Here is a 23,393-nt window from a genome sequence, read left to right on the forward strand (position 1 = left end):
GCAGCAGTCCATGCCCCCTGCCGCTGTGTGATAGTCGGCCCAGACGCAACGACGGTTCAAGGGGCCTAGGGCTCCGATTGCACGATCTGCGCTATGGCAGATTCCGTTGGAATCTGCTTCAGATTGGACGATTTCGCCGGAAGCGAGGGGCCGCCGTGTTGCGCTGGTGTACGGACGAGGTGGAGCCACATGAGCGCTTCGACTATTGGCGCGAGGTGCGGGCCAAGGGGTTGTTCGGCGTCACCGCCGAGCTCGCGCGCGAACGGCGCGCGGACTTCTTCGGCGAATTCTCGCTGCGTCAGCTCGACGGCGCCGGCCTCGTCGAGCTGAAGGCTTCGCCCTACGCGGTCGAGCGCAGCGCGTCCGACATCGCCAACACCCCAGGTAACGCGATTTGCGTCTACCAGCAGCTCGGCAGCGGCGGCTGGTTCGGCGGCATGCGGACAAGCGACTTTGCGATCGCGAGCGGCAGCTTCGCCACCAGCCACACCGACCTGCCCTACCGCACCGCCCCACTGGGCGCCGGCGGCTTCCATCTCCGGATCCTGAAGATCCCGATGAGCAGCATCCCGGCGCAGGACAAGCGCATGCGCGAGCTGTCGCCCCGGACCTTCAACGATCCGGCCCTGGCACCCCTGCTCGCCGCCTGCTTTGCCGATCTCGGCGAGGCCGCCGCGGATGATGCCGCCGCCGATGCGGCCTCTGTGGTCCAGACCTCCTTGGTTCAAGCTTTGGCCCATCTGGCGCTGATCGAGCGCGGCATCGTGCGGCCCGGCAGTCGGCGCGGCCAGGCCGCGCTGCGGACCGCCCGCCTCTCGCAGGCCCGACGCCTGATCGCGCGCCACCTTCAGGACCCCAATCTCGCGCCGACCATGGTCGCCGACCAGCTCGGCGTCTCCGTGCGTCACCTGCACATGCTGTTCGAGACGGCGGAGAAGAGCTTCTCGCAGACCGTGACCGGCGAGCGCCTGAAACAGAGCCGCCGCCTGATGCGCGAGGCGCCGGAACGGCTGATCGCCGACATCGCGGTCTCCTGCGGCTTCGAGAGCCTGGCGACCTACTACCGGGTGTTCAACGCCGCCTATGGCATGGCTCCCGGCGACTTTCGGGCCAAGGCTTCGAACGGGCATTAACCCTTCGTCTTGGCGGTTCTGGCCTGACCGCCAAAGGAGCGGAAAACCCAAGCCGCGCCCGTGATTTGGGCAAAAGCCTCAGGCTTTTTAGGGCCTTCCCGCGCCTGCTCCATTGACTTTGGCCAATTCCTCCCTATGTTCCGGGGCGACGCGGCTCAGATCGAAGAGCGATTCCTGGGCCTTGCGCTTTGTCCGCGTGAGTCAGCACCCCCAGCTTCTTTGAGAGCGCGCCGTTTCGGGGTGGAACGCGACAGCCTTATTACCCTCGATTCCGAACGGCGGTTTCGACCAGAGGCTCAATGTCCTTTTCTCATCTCGGACTGTCCGAAAAAGTCCTCGCCGCAGTGGCGGCCACCGGTTACACCAACCCCACCCCCATTCAGGAACAGGCGATCCCCCACGTCCTCGCACGCAAGGACGTGCTCGGCATCGCCCAGACCGGCACCGGCAAGACCGCGGCCTTCGTGCTGCCGATGCTCACCATCCTCGAAAAAGGGCGCGCCCGGGCCCGCATGCCGCGCACGCTGATCCTCGAGCCGACCCGCGAGCTCGCGGCCCAGGTGAAGGAAAACTTCGACCGCTACGGCGCCGGCCAGAAACTCAACGTCGCCCTTCTGATCGGCGGCGTCTCCTTCGGCGACCAGGATGCCAAGCTGATGCGCGGCGTCGACGTGCTCATCGCAACCCCCGGCCGCCTGCTCGACCATACCGAGCGCGGCGGCCTCCTGCTCACCGGCGTCGAGCTGCTCGTCATCGACGAGGCCGACCGCATGCTGGACATGGGCTTCATTCCCGACATCGAGCGCATCTGCAAGCTCGTCCCGTTCACGCGGCAGACCCTGTTCTTCACCGCGACCATGCCGCCGGAAATCCGGCGCATCACCGAAGCCTTCCTGCACAATCCGCAAAAGGTCGAGGTCTCCCGGCCCGCCACCACCGCCGTCACCGTCACGCAAGCCCAGGTGCCCGCCGGACGCGAGGCGCACGAGAAGCGCGAGCTGCTTCGCCGGCTGCTGCGCGAGGCCAAGGACCTCAAGAACGCGATCATCTTCTGCAATCGCAAGCGCGAGGTCGCGATCGTTCACAAATCGCTTCAGAAGCACGGCTTCAGCGTCGGAGCGCTGCATGGCGACATGGACCAGCCGGCCCGCATGGCCGCGCTCGACCAGTTCCGCAAGGGTGAGCTGCCGCTGCTCGTCGCCTCCGACGTCGCCGCCCGCGGCCTCGACATTCCCGAGGTCAGCCACGTCTTCAATTTCGACGTTCCCCATCACGCCGACGACTACGTCCACCGCATCGGCCGGACCGGCCGCGCCGGGCGAACCGGCACTGCGATCTCGATCGTGACACCGCTCGACCAGAAGTCGATGGCGGCGATCGAAAAGCTGATCGGCCAGAGCATTCCGCGCGCCGAAGGCGATTACGAAGTCGCGGCCGAGGCATCCGATGCCAGCGAGCGTCTGCGCGAGCAGCGCGGTCGTGAACGTTCACGCGGCGGACGCGGCAAGCCGCAGCGCGGCCGCGACCGCGAGCGCAGCCATGAGCCGCGCGAGGCGCGACAGCCCGCCGAGGCAAGGCATCGGTCCGACGACAAGCGTCGGACGGAGCCGCGGCACGATGCGCGCCAGCAGGCCAACGCCTCCCATGTGCCCTCGATCGGCCGTCCCGAGCCGCGCCGCCAGCGCGAGATCGACACCGAGCCGGGCGATCACTCGCATCTGCCGGCGTTTCTGCTGCGGCCGGTTCGCTCCCCTGCCGGCGCCTGAAGCGCGCGAGCGCACTTCCGGTTTCGATTGCAGAAATATGAATTACACGTTTTTAGACGTTCCGTGGACGTATATTTACGGGGCGTTCACGATCGTCCGTTAGTCTACGAACATAATTTAAGCATTGCTGCGGTCGATGGCGCGCCGACCGTTGTGGGGTATGTTCCGTGATCAAGGTGCTCGACGAACACGAACGCACGATGGCGTTCGCTGAGGTGGCGCTCGGTCAGATCCGATCGCTTCGGCAGACGGCAATTCCCCGCAACTATGAGATTTGGTACGTCTACGCCACCGGCTACAACGCGCCGCTCAACAAGATTATCAACGAGACGCTGGCGCGCAGCGGCAAGCTGACCGAAGCCGATCTCGAGCAAATCTACGAGACCTATCTCTCCCACATCAAGACTACCGACCGCATCGACAAGGTCGGCGCGCGCGTCATCGGCGAGATCGACGACGTGATGAAGGTCTTGGGCGAGGCGCTCGGCATGACCGGCGCCTACGATGCCAGCCTGTCGGGCGCGGCCGACAAGCTGTCGTCGGCCAAGGGTCGCGACCAGATCAAGGCAATCGTCGAGGCGCTGCTGCGCTCGACCAGCGAGATGCGTCAGACCAACAAGGCACTGGAAGACCGGCTGACGCTGTCGAAGAACGAGATCAGCAATCTCCAGCAGAGCCTGGAAGCGATCCGCGCCGAGAGCCTGACCGATCCGCTCACCGGCCTCGGCAACCGCAAATATTTCGACCGCATGATCGGCATGGCCGTGCAGAGCGCGCTCGCCTCGGGCGAGCCGCTGTCGCTGCTGCTGTTCGACATCGATCACTTCAAGTCGTTCAACGATTCCTACGGCCATCTCACCGGCGACCAGGTGCTGCGGCTCGTCGGCCTGTCGCTGAAGCAGACCATCAAGGGCCAGGACATCACCGCGCGCTATGGCGGCGAGGAATTCGCGGTCGTGCTGCCCAACACCGCGCTGCGCCAGGCGCTCACCGTGGCCGACCACATCCGCCGCGCCGTGATGGCGAAGGAATTGAAGAAGAAATCGACCGGCGAGATCCTCGGCCGCGTCACCATCTCCGTCGGCGTCTCCATGCTCAAGGAGGGCGACGACACCGACGCGCTGATCGAGCGTGCGGATGCCTGCCTCTACGCCGCCAAGCGCAACGGCCGCAACCGCGTGATCTGCGAAGCCGACCCCGAATACGCGGTCGAGACGCACAGCCGGGTGGCGTGAGACGTCCGCCGTCCGCGCTTGACATTCCAACTTGCCGACCGACATCTTCCTCGCCGCCGTGGTGCCTGACCGCGGGCATCGAGGACTTATCACCTTGCCCAATCCTCATGATTTCCATACGCCGCAGCCGTCCTACACCAGGGACGAGCTGCTGAGATCGAGCGAAGGCGGCTATTTCGGGCCGGGCAATGCGCAGCTGCCGGCACCGCCGATGCTGATGATGGACCGCATCACCGAGATCAGCCTGGACGGCGGTGAGTTCGGCAAGGGCCATGTCGTCGGCGAGTTGGACATCACGCCGAGCCACTGGTTCTTCGATTGCCATTATCACGGCGACCCGATGATGCCGGCCTCCTTGGGCCTCGACGCCATGTGGCAGATGATCGGCTATTGGCTCGGCTGGTCGGGCTCTCCGGGCAAAGGCCGCGCCATCGGCGTCGGCGAAGTGGAGTGCACGGGGACCATTACACCTGACACAAAACGCGTGCGTTACGAGGTCGCGATGCGCATGGTCCGGCGCGGCAAGCTGGTGCTCGGAATTGCCGACGGCCGCGTGCTTGCCGACGGCACCTCTGTCTTCACGGCCAAGGATATGAGGGTCGGCCTGACCAAGGCCGTGGATTGAAGTCCTGTACGGTGGGCAAAGGCGCGCAAGCGCCGTGCCCACCATCTCTCCACAACCAGCAGCCTAACGGTGGGCGCGCTTCCGCCTTCGCTCCGCGAGCTTCGGCGGACGAGTCGCTTTGCCCACCCTACGCACCGTTTTCTTGACTGCCTTCTTCGGCGGCTTACCTGCGGCCTTCGTTAGCGCCTTCTTGCCCTTCGGCCGCTTCTTCACCTTGGCGCGCTGGGCCGCGGCGAGTGCCGCCCTCGCCCATTGGGCAAGCTCTGCGGAATCGTCGAACAGGCGTGCAGGCAGCTCCCAGTAGGAATTGACCACCACGGTCTTGGCGCGGGTCGCGTACTGGAACGGCTTTGAGCCTTCGGCCTCGAAATCCGGGATGGTCGTCTCGTCGACGCGGAAGAACAGGCCGGCACGCAGCGACAGCGCGAAATTGACGCCGTCGGCGGAGATGCCGTAGCCGGAGAACATCTTGCGGATGGTGACGGGGCCGAAATCGGCGAACAGGTCGGTTAGGAATTCACGGTCCATGGGCAGCCCTCTCGTGCCCCGGACGCAGCGCAGCGTGTCATAGGCGCGTTTACGCGCGTCTTCGACTCGCTATGGCGCTGCTGAGCCGGGGTCCAGCCACTCTACAGCGAAAACTATAGCGTGGGTCCCGGCTCTGCGCAGCAGCGCAAGCGAGCTGCAGCGCATCCGGGACACGAGAGAAGCGAGAAGAAATTACCCGTCGATCTTGGCCGGCCGCAGCTCGACCGATTCGCCGCAGCCGCAGGCGGAGACCTGGTTGGGATTGTTGAAGACGAACTGGGCCTGCATCTTGTCGGCCTTGTAGTCCATCTCGGTGCCGAGCAGGAACAGCACGGCCTTGGGATCGACCAGGATCTTGACGCCCTTGTCCTCGACGACCTCGTCGGTCGGGCGGATCTCGTGGGCGTACTCGACCGTGTAGGATTGGCCGGCGCAGCCGCCGTTCTTCACCCCGACGCGCAGGCCGACGATCTCCGAATCCGCACGCTGGGTCAGCTCGGTAATGCGCTTGGCAGCAGCGTCCGTCAGCCGCATCACCTGCGGGCGCGGCCGCCGCGGCTTCGGAGTGGAGGATGCTGGTGTCGCCTGGGTCATGTTATTTATGTGGTCCGTTGCGGAGCGAATTCAATGCGGGCTGACACCGTCACCACATGTTGAGCACGAGGCGCGCCTCGTCGCTCATGCGTTCCGGCGACCACGGCGGCTCCCAGACGACCTTGACGTCGACCACGCCGACGCCGGGAACGCTGGCGACCGCGTTCTCGACCATGGTCGGCAGTTCGCCGGCGGCCGGGCAGTTCGGCGTCGTCAGGGTCATCAGCACGTCGACCGAACGATCGTCCTTGATCTCGACCTTGTAGATCAGACCGAGCTCGTAGATGTCGGCGGGGATCTCCGGGTCGAACACGGTCTTGAGCCCCGCGATGATCTCGGTGGTCAGGCGCTCGGTCTCCTCAGGCGGCAGCGCCGACCGGGTCTCCATCGGATTGGCTTTGATTTCGGCCGTGTCACTCATGCGAACAAATCCCGCGCCTTCAAAAGCGCCTGTGCCAGATGATCGACTTCTTCCCGCGTATTATACATGCCGAACGAAGCCCGGCAGGTGGCAGTCACGTTGAACCGCTCTAAAAGCGGCATCACGCAATGGGTGCCGGCGCGCACCGCAATGCCCTGGCGGTCGATCACGGTGGCGACGTCATGGGCGTGTGCGCCCTTGAGCTCGAAGGAGATCACCGGGCCCTTGCCCCGCGCCGTGCCGATCAGCCGCAGCGAGTTGATCTCGCGCAAGCGCTGCTGGGCATAGGTAGTGAGATCGTGCTCGTGAGCGGCGATGCGCTCCTTGCCGATCGAGTTGACGTAGTCGATGGCGGCGCCGAGGCCGATCGCTTCGACGATGGGCGGAGTGCCGGCTTCGAACTTGTGCGGCGGATCGCCATAGGTGACCCAATCCTTCGCAACCTCGCGGATCATCTCGCCGCCGCCGTTGAAGGGGCGCATCGCGACGAGGTGCTCATGCTTGGCATAGAGCGCGCCGATGCCGGTCGGGCCATAGATCTTGTGGCCGGTGAACGCGTAAAAATCGCAGTCGAGATCCTGCACGTCGATGGGCAGATGCACCGCGCCTTGCGCACCGTCGACCAGCACCGGAATGCCGCGATCATGGGCCAGCCGCACCACCTCCTTGATCGGAACGAACGTTCCGAGCGCGTTCGACATCTGGGTGATGGCGACAAGCTTGGTCTTCGGCGTCAGCAGCTTCTCGAACTCGTCGATCAGGAAATTGCCCTCGTCATCGACGGGCGCCCATTTGATCACTGCGCCATGGCGTTCCCTGAGGAAATGCCAGGGCACGATATTAGAATGGTGCTCCATGATCGAGAGGACGATCTCGTCGCCCTGCTTGATGTTCGACTCGCCCCAGGACGACGCCACGAGGTTGATGGCCTCGGTGACGTTGCGGGTGAAGATGATTTCCTCTGTCCGGCGGGCGTTGACGAACCGCGCGACCTTTGCCCGTGCGCCCTCGTAGGCCTCCGTCGCCGCATTGGCGAGGTAGTGCAGGCCGCGATGCACGTTGGCGTATTCGCTCGTATAGGCCTGCGTCATGCGGTCGAGCACGGACTGCGGCTTCTGCGCCGAGGCCGCGTTGTCGAGATAGACCAGCTTCTTGCCATAGACCTGCATGGCCAGCGCCGGAAAATCCTGGCGCACGCGCGCGACGTCATAGGCACCGTTCTTGACTGCCGGATGCGTGCTCATGACCGCCGCTCCAGCCAGCGCTCGGCCACGCCGATCACGTGCTCGCGCAAAGTATCATCGGCGATCTGCTCGATCGCCTCGCCAACGAAGGCCTGGATCAGCAGCGCCTGGGCCTGCTTCTCCGGCAGGCCGCGGGCCTTCAGATAGAACAGCAGGCTGTCGTCCAGCGCACCGGCGGTGGCGCCATGGCCGCAGGAGACGTCGTCGGCAAAAATCTCGAGCTCGGGCTTGTTGTCGGCCTCGGCCTCGTCCGAGAGCAGTAGCGCCCGCGTCATCATCTTGCCATCGGTCTTCTGCGCGTCGGGACGGACGATGATGCGGCCCTGGAACACCGAATGGGCGCGATCGTCGATCACGGCGCGGAACGTCTCGCGGCTGACGCAATCCGGCACGGCATGGTCGACGACCAGCGTGGTGTCGCCATGCTCGGTCTTCTGCAACAGGTTCACGCCGTTGGCGGAGAGCTCGCTGCCCTCGCCCGAGAGCGTGATGAAGCCCTGCAGGCGGCTGACCGCCGCGCCGGTTGTCATGTTGAAGAAGTTCAACTTCACATTGGCGCCGACGGTGACGAAGTGCGACGAGACGTTCACCGCGTCGGGCGCATCGTCCATCAGGCGGATATGCGCGATATCGGCGTCGTCGCCGACCCAGAGGATCACCGCATCGTTGACCTGATAGCCGCCGGCCTTTCCGGCTGCGACGAAGCTCTCTACGACAGTGGCGCGCACGCCTTTGCCAATCCGCAGATGCGAGCGGGTGAAGGCGGACGCACCGGCCGCGGTCGCGACATGAATGACCTGGATCGGCGCGGGCAAATGGGTGCCGTCAGCCACCGAGACCACGACGCCGTCCGTCGCCATGGCCGCATTGAGCGAGATGACCGCATCGGTCGACGCCGTCTGGAGGAGATCCCCGGCGGCGGGATTTGCCTCGTTCGCAAGGACCTCGCGCAGCGTCTTGACGTTGACCTCGGCGGCAAGCGCCTTCACATCGGAAAGATCGGCGGCGAACACGCCGTCGACCAGCACCAGCTTCCGGGCCCCCCCGATCGCATGGGCCTTAACCGCTTCTGCGGCCCGCTTCAGCGCGGCCGCATCGGGGCCGGCTGCCAGCGGCAGCACCTCGCCGACCAGCGCGCGCAGGTCGGTGTATTTCCATTCCTCGATCCGGCGGTGCGGCAGGCCGAGACGCTCATAGCTCTCGAACGCCTCGCGGCGCGCCGCGATCACGTCAGGCGAACCCGGCAAGCGACCTTCGGCGCTGGCGAAGAGATCACTCACCGCGCCGCCGTTTCCGGTCTTTGCCACAGCAACGTTCATCGCAAAATTCCTTACGCGGCGTCCTCGAACTGGGTGTAGCCGGACTCCTCCAGCTCCAGCGCCAGTTGCTTGTCGCCGCTCTTCACAACGCGGCCCTTCGACATCACGTGCACGAAATCCGGCACGATGTAGTTCAGCAGCCGCTGATAGTGCGTGATGACGATCATCGCGCGCCCCGGCGAGCGCAGCGCGTTGACGCCATCAGCCGCGATGCGCAGCGCGTCGATGTCGAGACCCGAATCCATCTCGTCGAGGATGCACAAAGCCGGCTCGAACAGTGCCATCTGCAGCACCTCATTGCGCTTCTTCTCGCCGCCGGAGAAGCCGACGTTCACGCCGCGCTTGAGCATGTCCTGCGGGATGTTCAGCGACTTCGAGACTTCGCGGACCTTCTTCAGGAAGTCCGGGGTCGAATATTCGCTCTCACCGCGCGCCTTGCGCTGCGCGTTCAGCGCGGTGCGCAGGAACGTCATGGTGGCGACGCCGGGAATCTCGACCGGATACTGAAACGCCAGGAACACGCCCTTGGCGGCGCGCTCGTCCGGCTCCATCTCCAAGAGGTCCTCGCCCTTGAATAGGATCTGGCCGTCGGTGACCTCGTAACCGGGCTTGCCGGCGATGACGTGGGACAACGTCGACTTGCCGGAGCCGTTCGGCCCCATGATCGCGTGCACCTCGCCTTCGTTCACAGTCAGTGTCAGCCCGTGGAGGATCTCACGCTCCTCGACACGAACCTTGAGGTCTTTCACTTCAAGCAAAGCCATCTTGGTATCCAGTTTATCAATTGATGTTGGAGCGCGAGGTGCGCACCGCTGGGGTCGGCGATCAGCCGACCGACCCTTCCAGCGAGATCGAGATCAGCTTCTGCGCTTCCACCGCGAACTCCATCGGCAGCTGCTGCAGCACGTCCTTGACGAAGCCGTTGACGACGAGGCCGACAGCCTCTTCCTGGCTGAGCCCGCGCTGGATGCAGTAGAACAGCACGTCCTCGGAGATCTTCGACGTGGTCGCCTCGTGCTCGAACGTCGCCGAGGAGTTCTTGGCCTCGATGTACGGCACGGTGTGCGCGCCGCATTTGTCGCCGATCAACAGCGAGTCGCAGGCGGTGAAGTTGCGCGCGCCGGTCGCTTTCCGGTGCGCGGTGACGAGACCGCGATAAGTGTTCTGCGACTTGCCGGCGGCGATACCCTTGGAGATGATGCGGCTCGACGTGTTCTTGCCGAGGTGGATCATCTTGGTGCCCGAATCGACCTGCTGGAAGCCGTTCGAGATCGCGATCGAGTAGAACTCGCCGCGGGAGTTGTCGCCGCGCAGGATGCAGCTCGGATACTTCCAGGTGATCGCCGAACCCGTCTCGACCTGGGTCCAGGAGATCTTGGAGTTGGCGCCACGGCAGTCGCCACGCTTGGTGACGAAATTGTAGATGCCGCCCTTGCCTTCCGAATTGCCCGGGTACCAGTTCTGCACCGTCGAATATTTGATCTCGGCATCGTCGAGCGCGACGAGCTCGACCACGGCGGCGTGCAGCTGGTTCTCGTCGCGCTGCGGCGCCGTGCAACCTTCGAGATAGGAGACGTAGGACCCCTTGTCGGCGATGATCAGCGTGCGCTCGAACTGGCCGGTGTTGCGCTCGTTGATGCGGAAATAGGTCGACAGCTCCATCGGGCAGCGCACGCCCGGCGGCACGTAGACGAACGAGCCGTCGGAGAACACCGCCGAGTTCAAAGTCGCATAGAAATTGTCGGAGGTCGGAACAACCGAGCCGAGATATTTCTGCACCAGCTCGGGATGCTCGCGGATCGCCTCCGAGATCGGCATGAAGATCACGCCGGCCTTCTTCAGCTCGGCCTTGAACGTGGTCGCAACCGAGACCGAATCGAAGACGGCATCGACCGCGATCTTGCGCTGCGCCGGATCCTGCTCGCCCACCTTGGGCTCGATACCCTCGAGCATGGCGACTTCCCGCAGGGGAATGCCGAGCTTCTCGTAGGTCTTCAGGATCTCCGGATCGATCTCGTCGAGCGAGGTGACCGTCTTCTTCGGCTTCGGCGCCGCGTAATAGTGGATGTCCTGGAAGTCGATCTTCGGATACTCGACGCGGGCCCAGGTCGGCTCGGTCATGGTCAGCCAGCGCCGATAGGCTTCCAGCCGCCACTGGAGCATCCAGGCGGGCTCGTTCTTTTTCTGCGAGATGAATTTTACGGTCTCTTCCGACAGACCCTTGGGGGCCTTCTCGGAGTCGATCAGGGTCTCAAACCCATAACGATACTGGTCGACGTCGATGCGCTTCACGCGCTCGACCGTCTCTTGTACGGCTGGCATTCCATCCTCCGCTCGCGGTTTCAAGGACCGCGGTGGATCAAACTCGGACGAGTATTACGATATTTCTCTGCGGAAAGCACGGGCTTAGAACCGTTCAAGCCGTGTTTCGTCGCTTAGCCCTTAAGTAGGGTATTACCAAGCTTTCGCCAAGCCTCTAACGCCCTATTGATATCCTCTGGTTCCGTGGACCAGCCCAGACTGAGACGCACCGCTCCCTGGGCCACCGCCTGATCGTAGCCCATAGCAGAAAGGACGTGGGACGGCTGGACTTTGCCCGAGGAACAGGCGGATCCAGAGGAGACGGCGACCCCGTCGAGGTCGAAACTAATCACAGCGGTCTCGGCCTTGAGACCCCGCGCCGTGAACAGAGTGGTGTTGGGTAACCGCGCCACGCTGTCCGAGAAGATCGTTGCCCCGACAATCGCCCTGATGCCATTTTCCAAGCGATCTCTGAGGCTTGCCATCCGCTTCGCATCCTCCGGCAGAGCCTGAAGCGCAGCCTTCACGGCCGCGCCGAAGCCAGCGATGCCCGCGACATTCTCGGTTCCAGCGCGACGGTTGAGCTCCTGGCCGCCGCCCCGAAGCACCGGCTCCAGCCCCGCAATCCCCTCCGCCACGACCAAGGCGCCGACGCCCTTGGGACCGCCGATCTTGTGCGCAGAAAGGGTCGCAAGGTCGGCGCCTACCGCGTTAATATTGAATGCAATTTTGCCAAGGGCCTGGATCGCATCGACGTGCAGGAGGCCGCCCGCCTCATGAACGATCCGCGCCGCCTCCGCGACCGGCTGGAGCGCGCCGGTCTCGTTATTGGCCGCCATGACCGAGACCAGCGCTGGCGGGCCATCCCTTAGCTGCGCCTTGAGATCATCGAGGTCGATCACGCCGGCGCGCGTCACCCTGACCTGGCCGATCTTGTCCGCCGGAAACCGGCCGCCTGACAGCACCGAGGCGTGCTCGACGGCCGAGGCCAGCAGCCGCTCAACGGGGCCGCCGGCCGGCCCTCGCAGCCCGGGCGACAGCGCCAAAGCGTTGGCCTCGGTTCCAGCCGAGGTGAAGACCACATTCCGTGGCAGTGCTCCGACGCCCGCGGCAACAGCGGCACGGGCGTCCTCGACCAGCCGCCGGGCGTCGCGCCCCTCGGCATGGACCGAGGAGGGATTGCCGACCAGATCCCAGGCCGCGAGCATCGCTGCCCGCGCCTCGGGGCGCAGCGGCGTGGTCGCATTCCAGTCGAGATAGACGCGGCTTGGCATGGCACCCTCTTAGCACCTTTTGCAAATGCGCCAATCGGGCGCCGGCGCACATCAGGCCAGCTGTTGCTGCGCCATTCCGGCAGGCGCTCGCGGCTCCCTGCGCAGTCCGAACAACGGACGAAGCCAGGCGATCCGCCGCGCGATCTCGTAGCTGACCAGGCAGGTGACTGCGGTGCCTGATATCACGATGGCGGCTTCGGTTCCGGCCGATAGCCCACTGCCCCGCAGCGCGTGCGCGATCATGATGATCGCAGTCTGATGCACAATGTAATAGGGAAAGATCGCATCGGTCAGATAGCGCCGCACGGGGCCATCGGCGGTCAGATGGCGTCGCGCAAACCCGAGGACTGCGACCATAGCGAGCCATTGGTAGCAGCCATAGGCGGAACCTGCGAACCATCTCAGCGTCGGCGATCGCGCGAACAAGCCGGCATAAGTAAGGATGAATCCGACGAAGCACGCGGCAGCAACCGTCAGTGCCACCCACCGCTGCCGTTCGATGTCGCGCCAGATGCTGTCCTGGCGTGCGACCAGGAAGCCGATCAGGAACGCGGTCGCATAGTCCGCGTGGTTATACCAGTCGCCGAACAGCGCGTGCGTCGATGGGAAGTTCGGGAACAGGAACAACCGCCAGACCGCAAACAGCAGGCACGGCAGCGCCAGCAGCCATGGTCCGGCGAGCGCGGCCGCCAGCCGCTGACCAAGCCAATCGGCTGCGGCCGGCCACGCCGACAGCACACCGGCCAACGCCATCGTGTAGACCCAGAGATAGATCACGAACCAGAGATGGTTCCAGGTCGGCTGCACGATGCAGGGGGTTGGACAGAATTGCGCGCTGAACGCCAGATAGTGGCGGAGGTAGAAATCGGCGAACCCCTGGGGATAGCCGAGGCTCTCGACGATCTGGAGGTAGGATTGCGGCGGCACGATCACGAGCATGCCGAAGATCAGCGGGACCAGGAGTCGCGTTGAGCGCGTGCGGGCGAAGGCCGCGAGTCGGTGCTTTCCAAGCATGAAGCGGCTGGCCACCCCGGACACCAGAAACAGCAGCGACAGCCGCCAGGGATTGAGCAACAGCATCGCCGGCTCGAGCCAATTCAGCCGGTGCTCGCTCTTGATGTGAAATCCCCAGGACACGTAGAGCATGCCGACGTGGTAGAAAATGAGCAGCCCGAAAGCTAAAATCCGCACCCAGTCCAGATCGATACGCCGTTCCGAGGCTGAAAGTTGCTGTGGTGTTGACATGGTTCTCTGCTCCCTGACGGCACGGCAAACGCAGTTTTCGGGCCATGGCTGACGGCCAAAATGCTCCCGAGACGGAGCCGGTCGAGACGGTTTGGGATCAGAACCGGGCGCGAGGGGACGAAGCGTCGCCATTAGGGACGAGCGGTTGGCGCGGCGTGATCAATGGCGATTGGGCCATGTTCGGTGCGATCGCAGCCGTCGCGCTCGCGATCGGCATCGTCAACGCGCTCTCCGGCGCACAGGATGCCGCCTGGCGCGGCGGCAGCTACGATGTCGGCCGGCGGCTGTTCTGGGAAATGTCGAGCATCATCGTGATCCTGCTGCTGCTGCCGATCCCGGTGCTAGCGGTCCGGCGCATGCGCCGGACACCGGGCTTGGCTGCGCAAATTGGAATCGCTGCGGCCGCCCTGCTCGTTTTCTCGAGCCTTCACATCATCGGCATGGTGGGCCTCCGGAAACTCCTGCTCTGGCTGGCGGACAGCGCCTACGATTTCCATTTCTCGCTAACGACCGTCCTGTATGAATTCCGCAAGGATGCGGTGACCGCCGTGCTGCTTGGGGCAACGCTTTGGCTGATCGAGAGCCGGCGCGAGTTGAGGATGGCCGCACACGCGGCCCTATCCGCGCCAGTCGCTCCGCCGGAGCAACCAGCCTCCCAATTGATCTGGCTCCGGGACGGCACGAGCCGGATCCGCGTCGCCCCGCGCGATATCCTGTGGGTCGCCTCGGCCGGCAATTACATCGAATACTGTCTCGCCAACGGCACCCAGCACCTGATCCGGGGCACGCTGGCCGCGACCGAAACCGAGCTGGCCCGTTTCGCCATCGTGCGCGTGCACCGGACCAGGCTTGCTAATCTCGACCGGGTGAGCGGGGTAGACTTCAAGCCGTCAGGGGATTTCGAGCTGACGTTCGACAACGGACAGACACTCGGAGGAAGCCGCCGCTACCGGCCGGCGGTCGCCTCCTTGGGAGGCCGTACCGAGCCAGTGTGAATCGTCACCGGAATCCGCCCAGCAATCGATAAACAATCGCGATTCCAATCGGTTATTGCAGCAATGCCGATCTTGATCGTCGCTCTGTCCAATCCCAGCAAGCATCGGCATGACATCAGGATGACCGGCTAAGCTTTTGATGACATTGATAGATGTCGAAGATGCTTGCTTTTTGCCCCTCGGCCCATGCTAGAACGCGCACCGTTAAGTCACCGCGCGCTCTTAGCGCATCACCGCAAGGCGCGCCTTCTCACCCGTCATTCGCGCTTCCGTCTGCATCTGCCGACGAGGCCACAATCGGTTGATTGCTAGGGATCATCTCTCCAGGAAATCAATCAAGAGATCACCGATGCCCGAAGTCATTTTCACCGGCCCTGCTGGCCGTCTCGAAGGCCGCTATCACCCGGCCAAGCAGAAGAACGCGCCGATCGCGATGATCCTGCATCCGCATCCGCAGTTCCACGGCACGATGAATCATCAGATCGTGTACCAGTGCTACTACGCCTTCGCGCATCGCGGCTTCTCGGTGCTGCGCTTCAATTTCCGCGGCGTCGGCCGTAGCCAGGGCTCGTTCGACCACGGCACCGGCGAACTGTCGGATGCCGCCGCAGCGCTCGATTGGGCCCAGACCATCAATCCCGAGGCGCGCGCCTGCTGGGTCGCCGGCTTCTCCTTCGGCGCCTGGATCGGCATGCAGCTTTTGATGCGCCGCCCCGAGGTCGAGGGCTTCATCTCGATCGCGCCGCCGGCCAATCTCTACGACTTCTCCTTCCTCGCACCCTGCCCGTCGTCGGGCCTGATCGTGCATGGCGAGAAGGACGCGGTGGTGCCGCCCAAGGACGTCAACACCCTGGTCGAGAAGCTGAAGACGCAGAAAGGCATCGTGATCGACCAGCAGATCATCCCTGGAGCCAATCACTTCTTCGATTCCAAGCTCGAGCCGCTGATGGAAACCATCACCGCCTATCTCGACATGCGCCTCGCCAACGTACGCTGAGGCCTATAGCGCAAAGGCTTTGTAGCCTCGGGCTACGAGCTCAAGCCAGCTTGAGAGCGACGATCCCCATCAAGACGAGCGCGATGCCTGCAAGCTTCATCGCGCTCAAGGTCTCGCCGAACAGCACCACGCCCATCAGGAAGGTGCCGGCCGCGCCGATGCCGGTCCACACCGAATAGGCAATGCCGACCTCGAGCACCTTCAAGGCGCGACCGAGCAGGAAGACGAAGGCGGCGAGCAGCACCAGCGAAGTGATGCTCCAGGCGACGCGGGTGTAGCCTTCCGCATATTTCATCGAGATCGCCCAGCCGACATCGAGCGCGCCGGCGATCACGAGCATGATCCAGGCCATCGACGGCGACATCGGCGTGCTCTCAGGCCGCGAGCTTGAGCAGATGCGCGTCATGGCGGACGAGGAAGGCCCGCAACAATTGCGGATAGTCCGCCCCGACCGCGCTGCGCACGCTCGGACGTTTCGCGAGCTCGGCGCGCCAGGCGCGGATCTTCGGCACATCGTTGAAGATGTGGTGCTCTGTCAGTTCGTCGAACAGGTCGAAATAGCGGAAGATCGGTGCGAACACGGCGTCGACCTGACTGAACGCGTCGCCGGCGAAGAACGGGCCTGAGCCGAGCGCGGCTTCAACGCGCGCAAATTTCGCAACGAGCGCCTGGCGCTTGCTTTCGAACGTCGCCGGATCGGTCGTGGTTTCCAGGCCCCAGAGATCACCAAGGATCGCCGAGCCGAACTCCATCCAGGCGCGGTGCTCGGCACGCTTCAACGCATCCGCCGGATGCAGCTTCGCGCCGGCCTGCGTCTCTTCAATGTATTCGCAGATCACGTTGCTCTCGAACAGCGCGACCTCACCCTTGTCGGTCGTCACCACCAGCACCGGCACCTTGCCGAGCGGCGAGAGTTTGAGAAACCAGTCCGGCTTGTTGGCGAGATCGATATCGATCCGCTCGAACGGCACGCCCTTCTCCTTCAGCGCGATCACGGCGCGCTGTACATAGGGGCAAAGCTTGTGGCTGATCAGTTTCGATGAAGCGGTCATGGCGCGATCCGACGGTTAGATGCAACTGCATCTAAAATAGATGCACTCGCATGCTCCCGTCAAGATGGATGCATCTGCATCAACCGCCTGTGACCTCAGGCATTCATCTTCAAGGTCTGGCGATCACCCCGCCGGTCATCGGCATCGGCACGCCCGTGGTCGCGGGATAGGACAGCGGCAGGCCCTTCAGGCCGCGCGCCGCGAGGAAGCCGAAGGCCTGCGCCTCGATGGCATCGGAAGCCCAGCCGAGCGTCTCGGCGGCTTCGACTGTGGCCGAGTCCACCCGCTCCCGCAGCATCCGCAGCATGGTCAGGTTGCGGGCGCCGCCGCCGCAGACGATCCAGCTCCGTGGTCGCCGCGGCAGCAGCGGGATAACGCGGGCGATCGCGGCAGCGGTGAAAGCGGTGAGTGTGGCCGCGCCGTCGGCCGGCGCGACATCGCCGAGCTTGAGCGTGGCAAAATTGTTGCGGTCGAGCGATTTCGGCGGCGGGCTTGCGAAGAACGGCAGCTCCAGCGCTCGCGTGATCCAGGCTTCATCCACGTTGCCGAGCGCTGCGAATTTACCTTCGGCATCGAACGCCTGATTCATGGTGCGGTACATGAAGTCGTCGAGCAGCGCATTGCCGGGGCCGGTGTCGCAGGCGATCAGCGTATCGTTGCCGTCGATATAGGTGATGTTGGAGACGCCGCCGATATTGACCACGACGATCGGCCCCTCGCGCTGGAGCGAATGAGCCAGTGCCCGGTGATAGACCGGCACGAGCGGCGCGCCCTGCCCGCCGGCCTCGACGTCGGCGGCGCGGAAATCATGCACCACCGGGATATGGATCGCCCTGACCAGCGCCGGCGCGTCGCCGATCTGCACCGTCAGCCGTTTTTCGGGCCGGTGCAGCACCGTCTGGCCGTGGAAGCCGACAATGTCGATGTCCTCCGCCCTCATACGGTTCTGCGCGAGGAAGGCAGCGACCGCCTCGGCATGGGCCCGCGTCACCGCACGCTCGGCCTCGGCCAGAATGCCCGGGCGGGCGTCGCGTTGCTGCAGATGCACGGCCTCGCTCAGCGCCTGGCGCAGCAGGTTGCGCTCGGCCGGGCTGTACGGCCGGTAACCGGAAGGGCCGAACGCCTTCAGCTGTTTTCCGTCGGTTTCGATCAGCGCGACATCCACCCCGTCCAGCGAGGTGCCGCTCATCAAACCGAGTGCCGTCAACATCATGGATCAGCGTCCTCAAGAGACCCGCCCTGGCATGCCGATCTTGTGCCAGAGGGACACATCTTATAATGCCAACGCGCTAAATGGCGGGCAGCAATCGAGTTCCCACGCAAGACCCTTAAATTGCTCCCAAAACAGTAAACCAAGAATTGTCAGGCACGCCGACAGATGACTGCATTTAAATCGGATTTCCTCAACACCCTGCAGGAACGTGGATTCATCCACCAATGCTCCGATTTCGAGGGGCTGGATGCGCTTGCCGCCAAGGGCGAAGCCATCGCCTATGTCGGCTACGATTGCACCGCCCCCTCGCTGCACATCGGCAATTACCTGACCATGATGATGCTGCACTGGCTGCAGCAGTCCGGCAACAAGCCGATCACCCTGATGGGCGGCGGCACCACCATGGTGGGCGATCCCTCAGGCAAGGACGAGACCCGCGCGATGCGCACCATTGCCGAGATCGAGGCCAACAAGGAATCGATCCGCGGCGTGTTCGCAAAGGTGCTGCGCTATGGCGAGGGCCAGAGCGACGCCATCATGCTCGACAATGCGGAGTGGCTGACCAAGCTGAACTGGATCGAGATGCTGCGCGATGTCGGCCGGCATTTCTCGGTCAATCGCATGCTGACCATGGACTCCGTGCGGTTGCGTCTCGAGCGCGAGCAGGAGATGAGCTTCATCGAGTTCAACTACATGGTCTGCCAAGCCTACGACTTCGTCGAGCTCGCCAAGCGCACCGGCTGCCGCCTCCAGATGGGCGGCTCGGATCAGTGGGGCAACATCATCATGGGCGTCGATCTCGGCCGCCGCATGGGCACCCACCAGCTGTTCGCGCTGACAACGCCGCTGCTGACCACCGCATCCGGCGCCAAGATGGGCAAGACCGCGCAAGGCGCGGTGTGGCTCAATGCCGACCAGTTCAGCCCTTACGATTTCTGGCAGTACTGGCGCAACACAGAGGACGCCGACGTCGGCAAATTCCTGAAGCTGTTCACGACGCTGCCGATCGCTGAGATCAAGAAGCTCGAGGCGCTCGGCGGTTCGGAGATCAACGAGGCCAAGAAGGTGCTCGCGACCGAGGCAACCGCGCTGCTGCACGGCCGCGACGCCGCGAACGAAGCTGCGGAGACCGCACGCCGCACCTTCGAGGAAGGCGCGCTCGCCGAAAGCCTGCCGACGGTGGAAATTCCGCGTAGCGAGTTGGACACCGGCCTCGGCGTGCTCAACGCCTTCGTCAAGGCAGGCCTCGTCGCCTCCAACGGCGAAGCGAGGCGCCAGATCAAGGGCGGCGGCCTGCGCGTCAACGATGCGCCCGTCACCGACGAGAAAATGGCCCTGTCGGCGGGCAATCTGACGCCGGAAGGCGTGATCAAGTTGTCCTTCGGCAAGAAGAAGCACGTGCTCATCAGACCTGCATAGGCTTATGAGCTTTTCACTGCTTGTCAGGGCGCACGGATGCGCGCTCCCTGACGGCAATGGACCAGAACACGCCCAGGGAAGCGCGCAAGGAACAAGTCGGAAGCACCCAGCGGAACGCGGTGCGCACCGCACTCGTGGTGCTCTGCCTGTGCTTTACGCTGGCTGTTCTCGGCCGCGGGCTGAGCGAGAGCTTCACCGTCTTCCTCAAGCCAATTTCTGAAAGCTTGGGCTGGGATCGCGCCCAGGCCGTCTCGATCTATTCCCTCACCTGGCTGGTCAGCGGGCTGACCGCGCCGCTGGTCGGGCGACTGTTCGATCATTCCGGACCGCGCATTGTCTATGCGCTCGGATTGTTCCTGCTCGGCTCCGCCTTCCTGATCGCGAGCCATGCGCAAGCACTCTGGCAATTCCAGCTCTCGATCGGCATTTGCGTCGGCATCGGCGTCGCCTTCATCGGCAATGTGCCCAACTCGATCCTGCTCGGCCGCTGGTTCGGCCCAAAGCTGCCGACCGCCATGGCGGTGGTCTATTCGGCGATGGGCGGCGGCGTGCTGGCGTTGCTGCCGGCCTCGCAGCTTCTGATCGATCATCTCGGCTGGCGCGAGACCTACCAGGTCTACGGCCTCGCCGCGCTCGCGCTGCTGGTGCCGCTACTGCTGCTGCCCTGGCGCATGTTCGCGGCCGGCTCGCCGCACGTCACCAAGAAGAGCGATCCGGATTTCGTCGACAGCGGCTGGACGCTTGTGACCGCGATGCGTCACCACGCCTTCTGGGCGCTGTTCTCGACCTTCTTCTTCACCGCGGTCGGCATGTATGCGATCGCGGCGCAGATCGTGGCCTATCTGATCGACGCCGGCTTCCCGCCGCTCCAGGCTGCGACCGCGTGGGGCTTCTCCGGCGTCGTCCTGGTGTTCGGCATGCTCGGCGTCTCCGTGCTCGACGGCCTGATCGGGCGCCGGCCGTCGGTGCTGCTCAGCTACGCGATCTCGATCCTCGGCATCGCTCTGCTCTGGCTGCTGCAGCATTATCCGAACGTCATCCTGCTCACCGGCTTCGTCGTCTGCTTCGGCAGCATGATGGGCTCCCGTGGGCCGCTGATCACCGCAACCGCGATGAAGATTTTTCGCGGCAAGCGCGTTGGCACGATCTATGGCACCATCTCGATCGGCAGCGGCCTCGGCTCGGCCTTCGGCTCATGGAGCGGCGGCCTGATTCACGATGCCACGCACGGCTACAATCTCCTGCTCGTCTTCGCACTTGCGAGCGTCGTGCTGGGCATGATTCCGTTCCTGGTCGTCCCCGCTTTGCGGGAGTAGGTCTCTCAGAGGTAACCTGCGCGAATTCACGTCACCGGGGAACTACTGATAGCTGCGGCGTGAACACGTGCAAAAAATGCGAGTCGCGCGAGGCTGAAAGCCAGACCTGCGGTGTTTTGTGGACATGACGAAAATGTCAGCGCGGAATTGGTCCTGGGTGGCTTGCGAGGCAGAACCGAATACGGTCCAAGTCGCAACATTGGATGGAGGGCAAACCAATGAACTTTCCCTATCTCACTCGCTTTGAACCGGTTCTCCTGAGCCTGTTTCGCTTCATCACCGGCTTGCTGCTGTTCCAGTACGGCGTCGCCAAACTGTTCAAGTTCCCGGTGCTACCGTACTTCGCGAACATCCCGCCGCTGATCTACGCAGCCGGGACGCTCGAGCTTGTGCTCGGCGCACTGCTGATGCTCGGCCTGTTCACCCGGCTCAGCGCGTTCATCCTCTCGGGTGAAATGGCCTTCGCCTACTTCATGGGCCACATGTTCAAGGGCGAGACGCCGGTGTTCCTGCCGCTGCTCAACGGCGGCACCGCCGCGATCCTGTTCTGCTTCGCCTGCCTCTATCTCTCGGCAGCCGGCGGCGGCTCGGTGAGCGTCGATGCCGCGATGGGCAAGGAGAGCGACGCGGGTGGCGGCGCCTATGCGCGGCGCTGACGCGCTTCGCCGGTTAACCTGAAAGTAACACGGCACCGGCGGATCTGCCGGTGCCGTGTCAGCGCGCCCCCAGCACGTTCCAAATGAGAACGAGGGCCGCCACGAGCAGCACAGACATGACGATGCGGTGACCGAATCGATTCATTGGCGCTCCTATCAGGCTGCCTCACGACCAAAGCTAAGGATCAATCCTCTCCGGCATCCCGCACTGGCTTGCACCGACGTCCGTCGGTTCGGTTGCAGGTTCGCACACAAGGCTGCACCGCGGCTTTCGCGCGGCGCGGCTCTGCATGCCTACGTTCATGATTGGTAAGAACTTCATGCTACCGCTGCGAGCAATAACAACCATTCCGTAGGGGCTGTAATGAAGCTGCTGAGTCATCTGAAGATCCGCACCAAGCTTGCCAGCATGGTCTGCCTTGCGGCTCTCACGGTCACAGCCATCATCGGCGTATCGGCCGTGCTCAGCAAGAGCCGCATGATTGAGGACCGCGTCCAGCAGATGCGGACCGCCGTCGAGCTCCTCCACAACTACGCCCAAGCGCTCCAGGACGAAGTGACCGCCGGCAAGCTGACGCCGGCCGAGGCCAAGAGCCTGTTCCACCAGCGCGGCCGCCGCATGAACTTCAACGGCAACCAGGGCTATCCGGTCGTCTACAATCAGGACGGCTCCCTCGTCGTGAACGGCGCCAATCAGCAGCTCGAAGGCAAGATCACCGGCGTCAAGGATTCCAACGGCGTGCTGATCGCCGACGCCATCATCAAGGCCGGCAGCGAGACCGCGCAGGGCGGCGTCACCTCCTATCTCTATCCTCGTCCCGGCCAGACCGAACCGCTGCGCAAGACCGTGTTCGCACGCAAGTTCGCGCCCTGGAACGTGACCATCAGCTACGGTCTCTATGTCGACGACATCGACGCCGATGTGCGCGCGCTGACGCTGGAGCTCGGCGCGATCGGCATCGGCCTGATGCTGCTGATGGCGACGCTATCCTGGCTGATCGCCCGCGACGTGCTCGGCGCGCTCGACCGCCAGAAGACCCGCATGCAGGCAATTTCGGAAGGCGCCATCGACAAGCCGGTCGAGGAGACCGACCGCGGCGACGAGATCGGACGCATGGCCGAGACGCTCGAAGCCCTCAGGCAGACCGCGCTCACGGCCCGCACGCTGGGGGCCGAGCATGTCGCCGCCAAGGCCCGCAGCGAGCAGGGGAAGCGCGATGCCCTGATCGCGCTCGCCGATCGCTTCGATGCCTCCGTCGGCCAGCTCGTCGGCTTGATGGCCTCCGGCTCCGGCGAGCTCGAGACCACCGCCAAGTCGATGTCCTCCACCGCCGAAGGCACCAATCGCCGCGCCGCCGTGGTCGGCTCCGCCGCCACCGAAGCGAGCCAACGTGTCCAGACCGTCGCGGCTGCTGCTGAAGAGCTCTCCTCCTCCATCACCGAGATCAGCCGTCAAGTCGCGCAGTCCGCCGAGGTCACGGGACGTGCGGTGGAAAGCGCCCGCCGCACCGACACCATCGTCCGCGCGCTGTCCGACGGCGCGCAACAGATCGAGCACGTCGCCGAACTGATCTCCAGCATCGCGGCCCAGACCAATCTGCTCGCCCTCAACGCCACCATCGAGGCCGCACGTGCGGGCGAAGCCGGCCGCGGCTTTGCCGTCGTCGCCTCCGAGGTGAAGTCGCTGGCGAGCCAGACCGCGGAAGCCACCCGCGAGATCGGTGACAAGATCGCCCAGATCCAGGGTGCGACCAAGGAAGCGGTGGACGCCATCGGGGGCATCACCGCCACCATCGAGGAGGTCAGCCGCATCGCCACCTCGATCGGCGCGGCCATCGAGGAGCAAGGCGCCGCCACCGCCGAGATCGCCCGCAGCGTCTCGCAGACTGCGGAGGCGACCAAGGAAGTCACCACCAATATCGGCGGCGTCTCGACCGCCGCCAACGAGACCGGCAACGCCGCCGGTATGGTGCTCGCGGCAGCCTCGAACCTCTCCAAGCAGGCCGAGCAGCTCTCCGGTGAAGTCGGAACGTTCCTGAAGGGCGTGCGCGCGGCGTAGG

General features: G+C 64.3%; 22 protein-coding genes. 10 read left to right on the plus strand and 12 right to left on the minus strand.

Annotated features, from left to right (window positions below):
* The first annotated feature begins 155 nt into the window (after positions 1-155).
* From P6U29_RS22620 to fabA, 4 genes are all read left to right on the plus strand, one after another.
* Positions 156-1,133 (plus strand): helix-turn-helix domain-containing protein, encoded by a 978-nt coding sequence (locus tag P6U29_RS22620; RefSeq protein ID WP_407112353.1) that lies wholly within the window; start codon positions 156-158, stop codon positions 1,131-1,133.
* 299 nt (positions 1,134-1,432) lie between these two features.
* Positions 1,433-2,899 (plus strand): DEAD/DEAH box helicase, encoded by a 1,467-nt coding sequence (locus P6U29_RS22625; protein WP_407112354.1) that lies wholly within the window; start codon positions 1,433-1,435, stop codon positions 2,897-2,899.
* A 167-nt stretch (positions 2,900-3,066) separates the two neighbouring features.
* Positions 3,067-4,134 carry a GGDEF domain-containing protein gene (locus P6U29_RS22630; RefSeq protein WP_407112355.1) on the plus strand — a complete coding sequence of 356 codons (1,068 nt, stop codon included), beginning with the start codon at positions 3,067-3,069 and terminating at the stop codon, positions 4,132-4,134.
* A 94-nt stretch (positions 4,135-4,228) separates the two neighbouring features.
* On the plus strand, positions 4,229-4,759 hold the full coding sequence (fabA, locus tag P6U29_RS22635) for a bifunctional 3-hydroxydecanoyl-ACP dehydratase/trans-2-decenoyl-ACP isomerase (RefSeq protein WP_407112356.1): 531 nt from the start codon (positions 4,229-4,231) through the stop codon (positions 4,757-4,759).
* Between the two features lie 63 nt (positions 4,760-4,822).
* Here fabA and P6U29_RS22640 read toward each other — a convergent pair whose 3' ends face one another.
* From P6U29_RS22640 to P6U29_RS22680, 9 genes are all read right to left on the minus strand, one after another.
* On the minus strand, positions 4,823-5,287 hold the full coding sequence (locus tag P6U29_RS22640) for a TfoX/Sxy family protein (RefSeq protein ID WP_407112357.1): 465 nt from the start codon (positions 5,285-5,287) through the stop codon (positions 4,823-4,825).
* A 192-nt stretch (positions 5,288-5,479) separates the two neighbouring features.
* A complete protein-coding gene (locus P6U29_RS22645; RefSeq protein WP_027572271.1) occupies positions 5,480-5,881 on the minus strand; it encodes an iron-sulfur cluster assembly accessory protein in 402 nt (133 codons plus the stop codon).
* 49 nt (positions 5,882-5,930) lie between these two features.
* Positions 5,931-6,302, minus strand: coding sequence for an SUF system Fe-S cluster assembly protein (locus tag P6U29_RS22650; protein ID WP_407112358.1), 372 nt, complete (start codon positions 6,300-6,302; stop codon positions 5,931-5,933).
* Positions 6,299-7,546 (minus strand): cysteine desulfurase, encoded by a 1,248-nt coding sequence (locus P6U29_RS22655; protein ID WP_407112359.1) that lies wholly within the window; start codon positions 7,544-7,546, stop codon positions 6,299-6,301. Before P6U29_RS22655 ends, P6U29_RS22650 begins: the two co-directional genes overlap by 4 nt.
* Positions 7,543-8,865, minus strand: a complete 1,323-nt coding sequence (gene sufD / locus P6U29_RS22660; RefSeq protein WP_407112360.1) for a Fe-S cluster assembly protein SufD — start codon at positions 8,863-8,865, stop codon at positions 7,543-7,545. The genes P6U29_RS22655 and sufD overlap by 4 nt, the downstream gene beginning before the upstream one ends.
* An 11-nt stretch (positions 8,866-8,876) precedes the next feature.
* On the minus strand, positions 8,877-9,629 hold the full coding sequence (gene sufC, locus P6U29_RS22665; protein ID WP_407112361.1) for a Fe-S cluster assembly ATPase SufC: 753 nt from the start codon (positions 9,627-9,629) through the stop codon (positions 8,877-8,879).
* A 61-nt stretch (positions 9,630-9,690) separates the two neighbouring features.
* A complete protein-coding gene (gene sufB / locus P6U29_RS22670) occupies positions 9,691-11,187 on the minus strand; it encodes a Fe-S cluster assembly protein SufB (protein ID WP_407112362.1) in 1,497 nt (498 codons plus the stop codon).
* A 113-nt stretch (positions 11,188-11,300) separates the two neighbouring features.
* Positions 11,301-12,440 carry a cysteine desulfurase family protein gene (locus P6U29_RS22675; RefSeq protein WP_407112363.1) on the minus strand — a complete coding sequence of 380 codons (1,140 nt, stop codon included), beginning with the start codon at positions 12,438-12,440 and terminating at the stop codon, positions 11,301-11,303.
* Between the two features lie 51 nt (positions 12,441-12,491).
* Entirely contained in the window at positions 12,492-13,685 is a 1,194-nt protein-coding gene (locus tag P6U29_RS22680) for an acyltransferase family protein (protein ID WP_407112364.1), read from the minus strand.
* Between the two features lie 44 nt (positions 13,686-13,729).
* Here P6U29_RS22680 and P6U29_RS22685 point away from each other — a divergent pair, with 44 nt between their 5' ends.
* Positions 13,730-14,680, plus strand: a complete 951-nt coding sequence (locus P6U29_RS22685) for a LytTR family DNA-binding domain-containing protein (RefSeq protein ID WP_407112365.1) — start codon at positions 13,730-13,732, stop codon at positions 14,678-14,680.
* A 349-nt stretch (positions 14,681-15,029) separates the two neighbouring features.
* Positions 15,030-15,677 carry an alpha/beta hydrolase gene (locus P6U29_RS22690; protein ID WP_025036034.1) on the plus strand — a complete coding sequence of 216 codons (648 nt, stop codon included), beginning with the start codon at positions 15,030-15,032 and terminating at the stop codon, positions 15,675-15,677.
* 40 nt (positions 15,678-15,717) lie between these two features.
* Here P6U29_RS22690 and P6U29_RS22695 read toward each other — a convergent pair whose 3' ends face one another.
* The 3 genes from P6U29_RS22695 to P6U29_RS22705 form a co-directional block, all read right to left on the minus strand.
* Entirely contained in the window at positions 15,718-16,041 is a 324-nt protein-coding gene (locus P6U29_RS22695; RefSeq protein ID WP_407112366.1) for a DMT family transporter, read from the minus strand.
* 10 nt (positions 16,042-16,051) lie between these two features.
* Entirely contained in the window at positions 16,052-16,729 is a 678-nt protein-coding gene (locus P6U29_RS22700; protein ID WP_407112367.1) for a glutathione S-transferase family protein, read from the minus strand.
* Between the two features lie 109 nt (positions 16,730-16,838).
* Complete coding sequence (locus P6U29_RS22705; protein ID WP_407112368.1) at positions 16,839-17,942, minus strand: anhydro-N-acetylmuramic acid kinase; 1,104 nt, start codon at positions 17,940-17,942, stop codon at positions 16,839-16,841.
* Positions 17,943-18,107: 165 nt separating this feature from the next.
* Between P6U29_RS22705 and tyrS the strand changes: the two genes are divergently transcribed.
* From tyrS to P6U29_RS22725, 4 genes are all read left to right on the plus strand, one after another.
* Positions 18,108-19,361, plus strand: a complete 1,254-nt coding sequence (gene tyrS, locus P6U29_RS22710; protein WP_407112369.1) for a tyrosine--tRNA ligase — start codon at positions 18,108-18,110, stop codon at positions 19,359-19,361.
* 56 nt (positions 19,362-19,417) lie between these two features.
* Entirely contained in the window at positions 19,418-20,677 is a 1,260-nt protein-coding gene (locus P6U29_RS22715; RefSeq protein WP_407119394.1) for an MFS transporter, read from the plus strand.
* A 218-nt stretch (positions 20,678-20,895) separates the two neighbouring features.
* Positions 20,896-21,333: a DoxX family protein gene (locus P6U29_RS22720; RefSeq protein WP_407112370.1), complete on the plus strand. Its 438-nt coding sequence runs from the start codon at positions 20,896-20,898 to the stop codon at positions 21,331-21,333.
* Between the two features lie 364 nt (positions 21,334-21,697).
* Positions 21,698-23,392 (plus strand): methyl-accepting chemotaxis protein, encoded by a 1,695-nt coding sequence (locus P6U29_RS22725; protein WP_407112371.1) that lies wholly within the window; start codon positions 21,698-21,700, stop codon positions 23,390-23,392.
* Position 23,393 lies beyond the last annotated feature (1 nt).

Origin of the sequence: Bradyrhizobium sp. LMG 9283 (assembly GCF_045571415.1) — a bacterium.
Taxonomy (GTDB): Bacteria; Pseudomonadota; Alphaproteobacteria; order Rhizobiales; family Xanthobacteraceae; genus Bradyrhizobium.

Bases quoted from the DNA above. Each gene is read 5' to 3' on its own strand.
- P6U29_RS22700 (WP_407112367.1), bottom strand. From the start codon at position 16,729: ATGACCGCTTCATCGAAACTGATCAGCCACAAGCTTTGCCCCTATGTA.
- sufC (WP_407112361.1), bottom strand. From the start codon at position 9,629: ATGGCTTTGCTTGAAGTGAAAGACCTCAAGGTTCGTGTCGAGGAGCGT.
- sufD (WP_407112360.1), bottom strand. From the start codon at position 8,865: ATGAACGTTGCTGTGGCAAAGACCGGAAACGGCGGCGCGGTGAGTGAT.
- P6U29_RS22645 (WP_027572271.1), bottom strand. From the start codon at position 5,881: ATGACCCAGGCGACACCAGCATCCTCCACTCCGAAGCCGCGGCGGCCG.
- tyrS (WP_407112369.1), top strand. From the start codon at position 18,108: ATGACTGCATTTAAATCGGATTTCCTCAACACCCTGCAGGAACGTGGA.
- P6U29_RS22720 (WP_407112370.1), top strand. From the start codon at position 20,896: ATGAACTTTCCCTATCTCACTCGCTTTGAACCGGTTCTCCTGAGCCTG.
- P6U29_RS22680 (WP_407112364.1), bottom strand. From the start codon at position 13,685: ATGTCAACACCACAGCAACTTTCAGCCTCGGAACGGCGTATCGATCTG.
- P6U29_RS22625 (WP_407112354.1), top strand. From the start codon at position 1,433: ATGTCCTTTTCTCATCTCGGACTGTCCGAAAAAGTCCTCGCCGCAGTG.
- P6U29_RS22675 (WP_407112363.1), bottom strand. From the start codon at position 12,440: ATGCCAAGCCGCGTCTATCTCGACTGGAATGCGACCACGCCGCTGCGC.
- P6U29_RS22690 (WP_025036034.1), top strand. From the start codon at position 15,030: ATGCCCGAAGTCATTTTCACCGGCCCTGCTGGCCGTCTCGAAGGCCGC.
- P6U29_RS22655 (WP_407112359.1), bottom strand. From the start codon at position 7,546: ATGAGCACGCATCCGGCAGTCAAGAACGGTGCCTATGACGTCGCGCGC.
- P6U29_RS22705 (WP_407112368.1), bottom strand. From the start codon at position 17,942: ATGATGTTGACGGCACTCGGTTTGATGAGCGGCACCTCGCTGGACGGG.
- P6U29_RS22640 (WP_407112357.1), bottom strand. From the start codon at position 5,287: ATGGACCGTGAATTCCTAACCGACCTGTTCGCCGATTTCGGCCCCGTC.
- P6U29_RS22695 (WP_407112366.1), bottom strand. From the start codon at position 16,041: ATGTCGCCGTCGATGGCCTGGATCATGCTCGTGATCGCCGGCGCGCTC.
- P6U29_RS22685 (WP_407112365.1), top strand. From the start codon at position 13,730: ATGGCTGACGGCCAAAATGCTCCCGAGACGGAGCCGGTCGAGACGGTT.
- P6U29_RS22650 (WP_407112358.1), bottom strand. From the start codon at position 6,302: ATGAGTGACACGGCCGAAATCAAAGCCAATCCGATGGAGACCCGGTCG.
- P6U29_RS22725 (WP_407112371.1), top strand. From the start codon at position 21,698: ATGAAGCTGCTGAGTCATCTGAAGATCCGCACCAAGCTTGCCAGCATG.
- P6U29_RS22715 (WP_407119394.1), top strand. From the start codon at position 19,418: ATGGACCAGAACACGCCCAGGGAAGCGCGCAAGGAACAAGTCGGAAGC.
- sufB (WP_407112362.1), bottom strand. From the start codon at position 11,187: ATGCCAGCCGTACAAGAGACGGTCGAGCGCGTGAAGCGCATCGACGTC.